The sequence below is a fragment of the Pseudomonas sp. 9_2_1 genome (genome assembly GCF_059295275.1).
The window spans coordinates 2,239,975-2,252,230 of sequence record NZ_CM181239.1; the positions used below are offsets into that span (position 1 = coordinate 2,239,975).

Annotated in this window: 15 protein-coding genes; 12 read left to right on the plus strand and 3 right to left on the minus strand. The window is 61.8% G+C overall.

Annotated features, from left to right (window positions below):
* Nucleotides 1–6 precede the first annotated feature (6 nt).
* Genes AC5O5I_RS10125 through rbsD form a run of 6 tightly spaced genes read left to right on the plus strand, consistent with a single transcriptional unit; the run spans nucleotide 7 to nucleotide 5,878 of the window.
* On the plus strand, nucleotides 7–966 hold the full coding sequence (locus tag AC5O5I_RS10125) for a sugar ABC transporter substrate-binding protein (protein ID WP_494512505.1): 960 nt from the start codon (nucleotides 7–9) through the stop codon (nucleotides 964–966).
* Nucleotides 967–986: 20 nt separating this feature from the next.
* Nucleotides 987–2,540, plus strand: coding sequence for a sugar ABC transporter ATP-binding protein (locus AC5O5I_RS10130; RefSeq protein ID WP_494512506.1), 1,554 nt, complete (start codon nucleotides 987–989; stop codon nucleotides 2,538–2,540).
* Nucleotides 2,537–3,532, plus strand: coding sequence for an ABC transporter permease (locus tag AC5O5I_RS10135; RefSeq protein WP_172225341.1), 996 nt, complete (start codon nucleotides 2,537–2,539; stop codon nucleotides 3,530–3,532). Before AC5O5I_RS10130 ends, AC5O5I_RS10135 begins: the two co-directional genes overlap by 4 nt.
* A gap of 4 nt (nucleotides 3,533–3,536) precedes the next feature.
* Nucleotides 3,537–4,559 (plus strand): LacI family DNA-binding transcriptional regulator, encoded by a 1,023-nt coding sequence (locus AC5O5I_RS10140; protein WP_494512507.1) that lies wholly within the window; start codon nucleotides 3,537–3,539, stop codon nucleotides 4,557–4,559.
* Nucleotides 4,560–4,574: 15 nt separating this feature from the next.
* Nucleotides 4,575–5,483 carry a ribokinase gene (rbsK, locus tag AC5O5I_RS10145; protein ID WP_494512508.1) on the plus strand — a complete coding sequence of 303 codons (909 nt, stop codon included), beginning with the start codon at nucleotides 4,575–4,577 and terminating at the stop codon, nucleotides 5,481–5,483.
* On the plus strand, nucleotides 5,480–5,878 hold the full coding sequence (rbsD, locus tag AC5O5I_RS10150; RefSeq protein WP_172225333.1) for a D-ribose pyranase: 399 nt from the start codon (nucleotides 5,480–5,482) through the stop codon (nucleotides 5,876–5,878). Before rbsK ends, rbsD begins: the two co-directional genes overlap by 4 nt.
* 117 nt (nucleotides 5,879–5,995) lie before the next feature.
* Here rbsD and AC5O5I_RS10155 read toward each other — a convergent pair whose 3' ends face one another.
* The gene (locus AC5O5I_RS10155; protein ID WP_172225311.1) at nucleotides 5,996–6,208 is read right to left on the minus strand and encodes a hypothetical protein; all 213 of its coding nucleotides are present in this window, start codon (nucleotides 6,206–6,208) and stop codon (nucleotides 5,996–5,998) included.
* Nucleotides 6,209–6,467: 259 nt separating this feature from the next.
* On the opposite strand from AC5O5I_RS10155, the gene AC5O5I_RS10160 reads away from it, so the two are divergent.
* Nucleotides 6,468–6,788 (plus strand): I78 family peptidase inhibitor, encoded by a 321-nt coding sequence (locus AC5O5I_RS10160; protein ID WP_172225308.1) that lies wholly within the window; start codon nucleotides 6,468–6,470, stop codon nucleotides 6,786–6,788.
* Between the two features lie 186 nt (nucleotides 6,789–6,974).
* On the opposite strand, the gene AC5O5I_RS10165 is transcribed toward AC5O5I_RS10160, so the two are convergent.
* On the minus strand, nucleotides 6,975–7,187 hold the full coding sequence (locus tag AC5O5I_RS10165) for a cold-shock protein (protein ID WP_012273095.1): 213 nt from the start codon (nucleotides 7,185–7,187) through the stop codon (nucleotides 6,975–6,977).
* A 159-nt stretch (nucleotides 7,188–7,346) separates the two neighbouring features.
* Entirely contained in the window at nucleotides 7,347–7,649 is a 303-nt protein-coding gene (locus tag AC5O5I_RS10170) for a hypothetical protein (protein WP_172225305.1), read from the minus strand.
* Nucleotides 7,650–7,987: 338 nt separating this feature from the next.
* On the opposite strand from AC5O5I_RS10170, the gene thrS reads away from it, so the two are divergent.
* From thrS to pheS, 5 genes are all read left to right on the plus strand, one after another.
* Nucleotides 7,988–9,910 carry a threonine--tRNA ligase gene (thrS, locus tag AC5O5I_RS10175; RefSeq protein WP_172285952.1) on the plus strand — a complete coding sequence of 641 codons (1,923 nt, stop codon included), beginning with the start codon at nucleotides 7,988–7,990 and terminating at the stop codon, nucleotides 9,908–9,910.
* A complete protein-coding gene (gene infC, locus AC5O5I_RS10180; RefSeq protein WP_172230002.1) occupies nucleotides 9,910–10,461 on the plus strand; it encodes a translation initiation factor IF-3 in 552 nt (183 codons plus the stop codon). The genes thrS and infC overlap by 1 nt, the downstream gene beginning before the upstream one ends.
* Before the next feature lie 61 nt (nucleotides 10,462–10,522).
* The gene (gene rpmI / locus AC5O5I_RS10185; protein ID WP_008100408.1) at nucleotides 10,523–10,717 is read left to right on the plus strand and encodes a 50S ribosomal protein L35; all 195 of its coding nucleotides are present in this window, start codon (nucleotides 10,523–10,525) and stop codon (nucleotides 10,715–10,717) included.
* 27 nt (nucleotides 10,718–10,744) lie between these two features.
* A complete protein-coding gene (gene rplT / locus AC5O5I_RS10190; RefSeq protein ID WP_040069108.1) occupies nucleotides 10,745–11,101 on the plus strand; it encodes a 50S ribosomal protein L20 in 357 nt (118 codons plus the stop codon).
* Between the two features lie 109 nt (nucleotides 11,102–11,210).
* Nucleotides 11,211–12,227: a phenylalanine--tRNA ligase subunit alpha gene (gene pheS, locus AC5O5I_RS10195; RefSeq protein ID WP_172229999.1), complete on the plus strand. Its 1,017-nt coding sequence runs from the start codon at nucleotides 11,211–11,213 to the stop codon at nucleotides 12,225–12,227.
* Nucleotides 12,228–12,256 lie beyond the last annotated feature (29 nt).

Below are 12,256 nucleotides of genomic sequence, written 5' to 3' on the forward strand. Positions count from 1 at the left end.
TCGTCCATGAAACTGCCGTTCCCCGGTCGTCTGCTGGCCCTCGCTGTCGTTTCCTCGCTGTCCCTCACCCTGCCGTTTTCCGCCGCCCACGCCGAAGACCCGCCCAAGGTCGCCCTGGTCATGAAGTCGCTGGCCAACGAATTCTTCCGCACCATGGAAGACGGCGCCAAGGACTACCAGAAAGCCCACCCCGACCAATTCGAGCTGGTCGCCAACGGCATCAAGAACGAGACCGACACCGGCGAACAGATCCGCATCGTCGAGCAGATGGTCAATGCCGGCGCCAAGGCCCTGGTTATTGCCCCTGCTGATTCGAAGGCGCTGGTATCGGCGGTCAAGAAGGCAATGGACAAGGGCGTGGTGGTGATCAACATCGACAACCGCCTGGACCCTGAGCTGCTCAAGAGCAAAGGCATCAGCGTGCCCTTTGTGGGCCCCGACAACCGCAAGGGCGCACGCATGGTCGGCGATTACCTGGCCAGCCAGAAGCTCAAGGCCGGCGACCAGGTGGGCATCATTGAAGGCGTGCCGACCACCACCAACGCCCAGCAGCGCACCGCCGGCTTCAAGGACGCCATGGATGCCGCGCAGATGCAGATCGTTTCGGTGCAGAGCGGCAACTGGGAAATCGACAAAGGCAACGCGGTTGCCGCGTCCATGCTCAACGAGTACCCCGACCTGAAAGCCCTGCTGGCCGGCAACGACAGCATGGCCCTGGGCGCCGTATCGGCCGTGCGCGCCGCCGGCAAGACCGGGCAGGTGCAAGTGGTGGGCTACGACAACATCAACGCCATCAAGCCGATGCTTGCCGATGGCCGCGTGCTCGCCACCCTCGACCAGGCTGCCAGTCAGCAGGCCGTTTACGGTATTCAGGCCGCGCTGAAAATGGTCAAGGGCGAGAAGCCCGATGTGGATGCCGACAATGTCATCCAGACCCCGGTCGAACTCATCACCAAGAAGCCCTGACGCTGCCAGGAGAAACGGCCATGCCGGCATCGGCCAATGAAGTGGTGCTCGCCGCCAGCGGCCTGGGCAAGACCTACGCCCAGCCCGTGCTGGGCGAGGTCAGCCTGAACCTGCGTGCCGGCGAAGTGCTGGCCCTGACCGGCGAAAACGGCGCCGGCAAGAGCACCCTGTCCAAGCTGATAAGTGGTCTGGAAACTCCCACCACCGGCCACATGCGCTACCGCGGCCAGGCCTATGCGCCCGGCAGCCGCAGCGAGGCCGAGCGCATGGGTATACGCATGGTCATGCAGGAGCTGAACCTGCTGCCGACCCTGACCGTGGCCGAGAACCTGTTTCTCGACAACCTGCCCAGCCGTTTTGGCTGGATCAGTCACAAGCGCCTGCGCCAACTGGCCACCGCTGCCATGGCCCAGGTCGGCCTCGACGCCATCGACCCGGACACCCCGGTCGGCGAGCTGGGCATCGGCCATCAGCAGATGGTCGAAATCGCCCGCAACCTGATCGGCGACTGCCATGTGCTGATTTTCGACGAGCCCACCGCCATGCTCACCGCGCGCGAGGTGGAGCTGCTGTTCACCCAGATCGAACGGCTGCGCCAGCGCGGGGTGGCCATCGTCTATATTTCGCACCGGCTCGAAGAGCTGCAGCGCGTGGCCCAGCGCATCGTCGTGCTGCGCGACGGCAAGCTGGTGTGCGACGAGCCGATCCAGCGCTACAGCAGCGCCGAGCTGGTCAACCTGATGGTCGGCCGCGAACTGGGCGAGCATATCGACCTGGGCCGCCGGCAGATCGGCGCGCCGCTGCTGAAGGTCGACAAGCTCAGCCGCGCTGACAAGGTGCGCGAAGTGTCATTCGAGGTCAGGGCAGGGGAGATCTTCGGCATCTCCGGCCTGATCGGCGCCGGCCGTACCGAGCTGCTGCGGCTGATCTACGGCGCTGACCGTGCCGACAGCGGCAGCATCGCGCTGGGCCAGCCACTGCAGGCCGTAAAGATCGATTCGCCCAGGGCGGCGGTGCGGGCCGGTATTGCCTTGATTACCGAAGACCGCAAAGGCGAAGGCCTGCTGTTGACCCAGTCGATCAGCGCCAATATTGCCTTGGGTAACCTCGGCGCGGTGTCGCGCGCCGGTGTACTCGATGGCGAGGCCGAGCGGGCCCTGGCCGAGCGCCAGATCCAGGCCATGCGCATCCGCAGTGCCGGCACCCACCAGGTGGTGGGCGAATTGTCTGGCGGCAACCAGCAGAAGGTGGTGATTGGCCGCTGGCTGGAGCGCGACTGCCAGGTATTGCTGTTCGACGAGCCCACCCGTGGCATAGACGTCGGAGCCAAGTTCGACATCTATGGCCTGCTGGCCGAATTGGCGCGCCAGGGTAAGGCGCTGGTAGTGGTGTCCAGCGACTTGCGCGAGCTGATGCTGATCTGCGACCGCATCGCCGTGCTGTCCGCCGGCCGCCTGATCGACACCTTCGACCGTGACCACTGGAGCCAGGACCAGCTGCTGGCGGCCGCCTTCGCCGGTTATCAGAAACGTGACGCGCTGCTGCATGATGCAGCCCCCAGGATGGACGCATGAAAACCACCCCGCTTGACAGCCAGGGCGCTACCCCCGTGCGCCGCAGTGGCAGCTACCATGGCCTGGGTACCTACCTGGGCCTGGCCGGCGCCTTGTTGGCGATGATCGTGCTGTTCTCGTTGCTCAGCAGCCATTTCTGGTCCTACAACACCTTCAGCACCCTGGCCAACCAGATCCCCGACCTGATGGTGCTGGCGGTGGGCATGACCTTTGTGCTGATCATTGGCGGCATCGACCTGTCGGTGGGGTCGGTGCTTGCGCTGGCGGCCTCGGCGGTAAGCGTGGCGATTCTGGGCTGGGGCTGGGGCGTGCTGCCTTCGGCGCTGCTGGGCATGGCCGTGGCCGCGCTGGCGGGGAGCATTACCGGCGCCGTCACCGTGGCCTGGCGCATTCCGTCGTTCATCGTTTCGCTCGGCGTGCTGGAAATGGCCCGTGGCCTGGCCTACCAGTTCACCGACTCGCGCACTGCCTATATCGGCGATGCCTATGCCTGGTTCTCCGACCCGGTCGCGTTCGGTATTTCCCCTGCGTTCATCATCGCCTTGCTGGTGATCGTGCTGGCCCATCTGGTGCTGACCCGGACCGTGTTCGGCCGCTACCTGATCGGTATCGGCACCAACGAAGAGGCTGTGCGCCTGGCTGGCATCGACCCGCGCCCGTACAAAGTGCTGGTGTTTGCCCTGATGGGCCTGCTCGCCGGCCTGGCCGCGCTGTTCCAGATATCGCGGCTGGAAGCGGCCGACCCCAATGCCGGCGCCGGCCTGGAGCTGCAGGTGATCGCCGCCGTGGTGATTGGCGGCACCAGCCTGATGGGCGGGCGCGGCTCGGTCATCAGCACCTTTTTTGGCGTGCTGATCATTTCTGTACTGGCCGCCGGGCTGGCGCAGATCGGCGCCAGCGAACCCACCAAACGCATCATCACCGGGGCGGTGATCGTCATCGCCGTGGTGCTGGACACTTACCGCAGCCGGCGTGCAGCCCGGCGGAACTGAAACCATGGCAACCATCAAAGATGTCGCGGCACTGGCGGGTATTTCCTACACCACCGTGTCCCATGTACTGAACAAGACCCGGCCTGTCAGCGAGCAGGTACGGTTGAAGGTAGAAGCCGCCATCGTCGAGCTCGACTACGTGCCCAGTGCCGTGGCGCGCTCGCTGAAGGCGCGCAGCACGGCCACCATCGGCTTGCTGGTGCCCAACAGCGTCAACCCGTATTTCGCCGAGCTGGCGCGGGGCATCGAAGACGTCTGCGAACGCAACGGCTACTGCGTGATCTTGTGCAATTCCGACGACAACCCGCAAAAGCAGCGCAGCTACCTGCGCGTGCTGCTGGAAAAGCGCATCGACGGCCTGGTGGTGGCCTCGGTGGGCCAGGACAGCGACCTGCTGCAAAGCCTGGCCTGCGTGCGCACGCCGATGGTGATCGTCGACCGTGAACTGGAAGGCGTCGATGCCGACCTGGTGCGCATCGACCACGAGCAGGGCGCCTACCTGGCCACCCGGCACCTGCTGGAGCTTGGCCATCGCGACATCGCCTACATCGGCGGCCCCGCCGAAACCGGCGTCACCCAGCTGCGCCTCGGCGGTTTTCGCCGGGCCATGGCCGACGCCGGGGTGCAAGTACAGGGCAACCGCGTGCTGCACTGCGACTTCACCAGCCCCGGCGGCCATGCAGCGGCAGCCCGGGTGCTGGAGGGCGAGCGGCCCACCGCGATTTTTGCCGGCAACGACATGATCGGCTTTGGCGTGCTGCGTGCGGCGGCCGAACGCAATATCAACGTACCTGGCGAGTTGTCGGTGATCGGTTTCGACGACATCGAACTGAGCCGTTACGTGTACCCACCGCTGACCACGGTGGGCCAGTCGATTCGCGAGCTTGGCGAAAACGCCGCGTCGCTGTTGCTGGCGCGCATCGGTACGCCACGCCAAGGCGCGGCAGAGCAACGCATCGTTGCCCCGCGCATTGTCTTGCGCGAGTCCACCGGGCCGCGCCCGGACCTGTTCAACGATTACCGCTAACGCTAAGGAAATGTCATGAATGCCAAGGTCGTGGTGGTCGGTAGCCTCAACATGGACCTGGTGGCCCGCGCGCAGCGCCTGCCCCGGGCCGGCGAAACGCTGCCTGGCGACAGTTTTTTCACCGTGCCGGGCGGCAAAGGTGCCAACCAGGCGGTGGCAGTGGCGCGGCTGGGCGGCAGCGTGGCGATGATCGGCAACGTGGGTGACGATGATTATGGCCGGCAACTGCACCGGGCCTTGTACGTCGAGGGCATCGACTGCCAGGGCGTCAGCACTTGCCCGGGGGTGTCCAGCGGGATAGCGCTGATTACCGTGGATGCCGCCAGTCAGAACTGCATCGTCATCATCCCCGGCGGCAATGGCCTGCTGACGCCACAATCGGTAAAGGCGTTTGATGCGTTGCTGCAGGCGGCCGAGGTGATCATCTGCCAGCTGGAGGTGCCCATGGGTACCGTGGCCTGGACCCTGGCCAGGGGGCGTGAGCTGGGCAAGCAGGTGATCCTCAACCCCGCGCCCGCCACGGGCCCGTTGCCCGCGGACTGGTTCGCGCACATCGACTACCTCACCCCCAACGAGAGTGAGGCCGAGGCCCTGACCGGTATTGCGGTCACCGACCAGGGCAGTGCCCGGCGGGCCGGCGAGCGCTTGCTGCAACTGGGGGCGGGCAAGGTCATCATCACCTTGGGCGCGCAAGGGGCGTTGCGGGTGAGCGCCCAAGGCCATCAGCACTATCCGGCGCCGGTGGTGCAACCGCTGGACACCACTGCTGCCGGCGATACCTTCATCGGCGGCTTTGCCGCTGGCCTGGTGCGCGGGCTGGGGGAGGGCGAGGCCATCGCCTTCGGCCAGCGCGCAGCGGCCCTGTCGGTCACCCGCGCCGGGGCCCAGCCGTCCATTCCTTATCTGGCGGAGCTAGCGCCATGAAGAAAACCCCGCTGCTGAACGTTGCCCTGTCGCGGACCATTGCCGGCATGGGGCATGGCGATATTCTGGTGATCGGTGATGCTGGGTTGCCAGTGCCGCCGGGGGTCGAGCTGATTGACCTGGCCATCACCCCGGGGCTGCCGGATTTCGCCAGCGTGTTGCGGGTGGTGCTGAGCGAATTGCAGGTCGAGCGGCATGTGCTGGCGGAGGAGATGCAGAAAGTGGTGCCGCCGGCGCTGGTCGAGATCGAGCGCTTGAAGGGCAAGCTGGGCAAGCGGGAATGGCTGAGCCATGAAGAATTCAAGGTGCTGTCGCGCAGTGCCCGGGCGGTGGTGCGTACTGGGGAGTGTCAGCCTTATAGCAATATTGCGCTTGTTTCTGGGGTGACCTTTTGAAGGTGGGTGTTGGCCGTTGATCGCTGGCAAGGCAGTCCGTCAGGGATTGCATCAGGGCTGACAGGTGGTTACCGGAAAATATGCGGCGCCTGTCAGTCCCGATGCAGCCCAACCCGCTCAACGCCCGTTTGGCGCGATCGGAACAGCGGCATGCGAAGCAAACCGCTCGAACACCTGGTCGATAAAGCTGCGTGCCGCCTCGCTGCCGCGATCGCGCACCAGCAGGTCGACGGCAATCAATAGCAATTCCTCGGGGGTACTGGGGCTATAGGCGCTCTGGCCCTCGGCCCACCTGACCTTGATATCGGCATCGATGCTGTGGCTGCTCATGAAAGGCTCTCGCTTGCGGCCCGGGACGAAGGGGCGAACACCGGATCCTGATGTTCGCAGGAGGCATTGTGCCTTCACTTCCTAAAGTAAATCATGACTTTGCAGGGCAAACCAAGCGCCTCGTCAGTTAAGCGGTAAAATTCGGTCACGATTACCTTTCGCCTGACACGCCGGGTTGAGGCAGACTTGTCCGGTTTTGCAACCAACGCTTGGCGGAACTGTCGTATCAGGCAGTTCCCACACCGATTTAGGAGGATTCATGTTCCGTACCCGTGCTTTGTTGGCAACCCTGGCTGTGGCAGCTGTCCTGGCTGGTTGCAGCACTGGTGGCAGCGCTGGGGGTGGCAAGGCGCCAGAAACCCCAGCCGGCAACGATGGCCGCTGCGAAGCCAGCGGCGCCGATTTCGCCATCGGCAAGCAGGGCAGCGCCGAGCTGCTGGAGCAGGCACGCAAGGCCAGTGGTTCGCAGATGGCGCGCATTCTCAAGCCCCACGATGTGGTTACCCTGGAATATCGCTCCGAGCGTCTGAACCTGAATGTAAACGAGCAGGGCACCGTGACCCGCGTCAACTGCGGTTAAACTCGCAGCCTGATCAGTAGGAGCAGCCTTGTGCTGCGAAGAGGCCGGCACTGACCGACCATTATGTGCCGGCCATGTGGGCCACTTCGCAGCACAAGGCTGCTCCTACCAGCTCGGCGCCGGCTTCAGGGGCGGTGGCCCATAAAAAAACCCGCCACATGGGCGGGTTTTTTCACAGCTTCCGAATTACTCCGGACGAACCTGTGCAGCCTGCATGCCCTTCTGGCCGCGCTCGGCGACGAAGGAAACAGTCTGGCCTTCTTTCAGGCTCTTGAAGCCGTCGGATTCGATGGCCTTGAAGTGAACGAACAGGTCGTCGCCGCCGCCTTGTGGGGTGATGAAGCCGAAGCCTTTCTCATCATTGAACCATTTGACGGTGCCGGTTTGGCGATTGGACATGGGATGAATCTCCAGACATTAAATTTTCAGTAGTGCAATGCGGCGAAAGCTACGGAGCACGGACAACATCATAGTCTAATTCTGCGCGTGTAGCGCCTTTTACATTCATCAGAAGCTGATTCAGCTCAAATAAATGCTCGCCAACCCCGCTTTAAGGCTTCAGCTATGGGGTGTGCAGGCCTTTTTTACAACGCTTTGAGCCTTGGCCATAAGCTTGGCGTCTACCCCGTCACTGCTATCGAGGTCTGCAATCTCTGCATCGGTGAAGTTTTTCTTGATGGCCTGCGCGCCGCACGAGCAGTGCTTGGTCGCCATTTCGGTGCTCACGCCCTGGTTTGTCGCTACCTCCCGGCACTGGGTCATGTAGCCCTGCTCCTTACCTGGCGGGAAATCGCCTGCGTGAGCCGCCAGCGGCAGCAGGGCGCTCATGGCACATACGGCCAGAAGGGACGGAAATCTCATAACCGGTTACTCCTTGGGTCAAGGTCTCATCAAGAGTAGGTTGCTTCCCAAAGTCTGAGCGGTATTTTTCCGCGTTAGTTCACCGCTTCGGCGCAATTGCCAAATATTTCTGCTTGGGGTGCAACCCGCGTGCTAGCATGCTCGGCTTGTGGTCGCACTGTGCCGGCTGCAGCTATCTTTTTTCTTTCCAGTCACTCTGGTTCGCCCCTGACAAGCCGAAAGGCTTCTGCCACTGTGAGGCAGGCTTCCTTGATGAAGGAAGGCAGGCCGGATCTTGTACTGGCTCATCCCAACCCACGTGACCTTTGGTAGGGGTCACCACTAGGAGAGGAGGCGCCATGCCCGTAATTACTCTTCCCGATGGCAGTCAACGTTCGTTCGATCACGCCGTATCCGTAGCCGACGTTGCCGCTTCGATCGGTGCCGGCCTGGCCAAGGCCACCGTCGCCGGCAAGGTCGACGGCAAACTGGTCGACGCCTGCGACCTGATCAACCACGACGCCACCCTGCAGATCATCACCCCTAAAGATGAAGAGGGACTGGAGATCATCCGTCACTCGTGTGCCCACCTGGTCGGCCACGCGGTGAAGCAGCTTTACCCGACCGCCAAAATGGTGATCGGCCCGGTCATCGACGAAGGCTTCTATTACGACATCGCCTACGAGCGGCCCTTCACCCCGGAAGACATGGCCGCCATCGAAAAGCGCATGATGCAGCTGATCGAAAAAGACTACGACGTGATCAAGAAGGTCACGCCGCGTGCCGAAGTCATCGACGTGTTCACCACCCGTGGCGAAGACTACAAGCTGCGCCTGGTCGAAGACATGCCGGATGAACAGGCCATGGGCCTGTACTACCACGAAGAATACGTCGACATGTGCCGTGGCCCGCACGTGCCCAACACCCGTTTCCTCAAGGCATTCAAGCTGACCAAGCTGTCCGGCGCCTACTGGCGCGGCGATGCCAAGAACGAGCAGCTGCAACGCGTGTACGGCACTGCCTGGGCTGACAAGAAGCAGCTGGCAGCCTACATCCAGCGCATCGAAGAAGCCGAAAAACGCGACCACCGCAAGATCGGCAAGCAGCTCGACCTGTTCCACCTGCAGGAAGAAGCCCCGGGCATGGTGTTCTGGCACGCCAACGGCTGGACGGTGTACCAGGTGCTTGAGCAGTACATGCGCCAGGTTCAGCGCGCCAACGGCTATCTGGAAATCAAGACCCCGCAGGTTGTCGACCGCATTCTCTGGGAGCGTTCCGGCCACTGGTCCAACTACGCCGAGAACATGTTCACCACTTCGTCGGAAAGCCGTGACTACGCGGTAAAACCGATGAACTGCCCATGCCACGTGCAGGTGTTCAACCAGGGCCTTAAAAGCTACCGCGACCTGCCGCTGCGCCTGGCCGAGTTTGGTGCCTGCCACCGTAACGAGCCTTCCGGCGCCCTGCACGGCATCATGCGCGTGCGTGGCTTCGTACAGGACGATGCGCACATCTTCTGCACCGAAGAACAGGTGAAGAAAGAAGCCGCAGACTTCATCAAGCTGACCTTGGACGTGTACAAGGACTTCGGCTTCAGCGACATCGCCATGAAGTTGTCCACGCGTCCGGCCAAGCGCGTAGGTTCCGAAGAGCTGTGGGACCGCGCTGAGTCAGCGCTGGCCGACGCCCTGAACGAATCGGGCCTTGAGTGGGAATACCAGCCGGGCGAGGGCGCCTTCTACGGCCCGAAAATCGAGTTTACCCTGCGCGATTGCCTCGGCCGTAACTGGCAGTGTGGTACCCTGCAGTACGACCCGAACCTGCCAGAGCGCCTGGATGCCAGCTATATCGCCGAAGATAACAGCCGTGTGCGCCCGGTCATGCTGCACCGCGCCATCCTCGGGTCGTTCGAGCGCTTCATCGGCATGCTGATCGAGCACTACGCTGGCGTGTTCCCGGCGTGGCTGGCACCGACCCAGGCGGTGATCATGAATATCACCGACAAGCAGGCCGATTTCGCCCTTGAGGTAGAGAAATCTCTGAACGGTAGCGGTTTCCGTGCCAAGTCGGACTTGAGAAATGAGAAGATCGGCTTTAAAATCCGCGAGCATACTTTGCTCAAGGTCCCGTACCTTTTGGTTATAGGGGACCGCGAAGTCGAAACGCAAACCGTCGCTGTGCGCACTCGCGAAGGCGCTGACCTGGGCTCCATGCCCGTCGCCCAATTCGCAGAGCTGCTGACACAAGCGGTTTCCCGGCGTGGTCGCCAAGAATCGGAGTAATGACTATTAAGCGTGAAATGAGAAACGATAAGCGTGCTGTACCGAAGGCCCCGATCAACGAGAATATCTCGGCCCGCGAGGTTCGGTTAATTGGCGCAGACGGCGAGCAGGTTGGCATCGTCTCGATTGATGAAGCGCTGCGTATCGCTGATGAAGCGAAGCTGGACCTGGTAGAAATCTCTGCAGACGCGGTACCACCGGTCTGCAAGGTCATGGACTACGGCAAGCACATCTTCGAAAAGAAGAAGCAGGCCAACGAAGCCAAGAAAAACCAGAAGATCATCCAGGTCAAAGAAATCAAGTTTCGTCCAGGGACGGAGGATGGGGATTACCAGGTAAAACTACGCAACCTGGTACGTTTCCTTACCGATGGGGACAAGGCCAAGATCTCTCTGAGATTCCGTGGTCGTGAGATGGCCCACCAGGAGCTGGGCATGGAGCTGTTGAAGCGGGTTGAAGCTGACCTCGCCGAATACGGCACCGTTGAGCAGCATCCTAAGATGGAAGGACGCCAGCTTATGATGGTCATCGCCCCCAAAAAGAAGAAGTAATCTCCCGGGCACGGCAGGCCTGATGATTATTGTGTAATTTTTTTCGAATGCGGAGTTCAACATGCCAAAAATGAAAACCAAAAGCGGTGCTGCGAAGCGCTTCCTGAAGACAGCTTCGGGCTTCAAGCACAAGCACGCTTTCAAGAGCCACATCCTGACCAAAATGTCGACCAAGCGTAAGCGTCAACTGCGTGGTAGCAGCTTGCTGCACCCGTCCGACGTGGCGAAAGTCGCGCGCATGCTGCGCGTTCGTTAATTCTGGTTAAGATAGAGGAAGTTACTCATGGCTCGTGTTAAGCGCGGCGTTATCGCTCGTAAGCGTCACAAAAAAATTCTGAAACTGGCTAAAGGTTACTACGGTGCACGTTCGCGCGTATTCCGTGTAGCCAAGCAAGCGGTCATCAAGGCAGGCCAATACGCCTACCGCGACCGTCGCCAGAAGAAGCGTCAGTTCCGCGCACTGTGGATTGCTCGTATCAACGCCGGTGCCCGCGTTAACGGTCTGTCCTACAGCCGTTTCATCGCTGGTCTGAAAAAGGCTTCGATCGAAATCGACCGTAAGGTTCTGGCTGATCTGGCAGTGAACGAAAAAGCGGCGTTTGCTGCGATTGTCGAGAAAGCTAAAGCCGTTCTGGCTTAAGTACCCGCGACAATCACCCGGCGGCGCTAGCGCCGTCGGGCATTGAACGTCATCGATAGGGGAAGAGCCTTCAAAGCTCTTCCCCTATTTTCGTATCTGGAGTCTGTACATGGAAAACCTGGATGCGCTGGTCTCCCAAGCCCTTGAGGCCGTGGAGCGCGCTGAAGACATCAATGCCCTGGAACAGATCCGGGTTAATTATCTCGGCAAGAAGGGCGAGCTGACCCAGGTGATGAAGACCCTGGGCAACCTGCCAGCCGAAGAGCGGCCGAAAGTCGGCGCGCTGATCAACGACGCCAAAGAGCGCGTCACCGTTGTGCTCAATGCCCGCAAGGCCGCCTTTGAAGAGGCCGAGCTCAGCGCTCGCCTGGCTGCCGAATGCATTGACGTCACCCTGCCAGGCCGCGGCCAGGCCACCGGTGGCCTGCACCCGATCACCCGTACACTCGAGCGCATCGAGCAGTTCTTCACCCACATCGGCTACGGCATTGCCGAAGGCCCAGAGGTCGAAGACGACTACCACAACTTCGAAGCGCTCAACATCCCCGGCCACCACCCGGCCCGGGCGATGCACGACACCTTCTACTTCAATGCCAACATGCTGCTGCGCACCCATACCTCGCCGGTGCAGGTGCGGACCATGGAGTCCAGCCAGCCGCCGATCCGCATTGTCTGCCCGGGCCGCGTCTATCGCTGCGACTCGGATATCACCCACTCGCCGATGTTCCACCAGGTCGAAGGCCTGCTGATCGATCGCGATATCAACTTCGCCGACCTCAAGGGCACCATCGAAGAATTCCTGCGGGTATTCTTCGAAAAAGAACTGGCGGTACGTTTCCGCCCATCGTTCTTCCCCTTCACCGAGCCGTCCGCCGAAGTCGACATCCAGTGCGTGATGTGTTCCGGCAACGGCTGCCGCGTGTGCAAGCAAACCGGCTGGCTCGAAGTCATGGGCTGCGGCATGGTGCACCCAAGCGTGCTGCGCATGTCCGGCATCGACCCTGAAGAGTTCCAGGGCTTCGCCTTCGGCATGGGCGCCGAGCGCCTGGCCATGCTGCGCTATGGCGTCAACGATTTGCGTCTGTTCTTCGACAACGACCTGCGCTTCCTCGCGCAATTCCGCTAGGTCAATGCCGACGCAACTTTCAGGAGAAC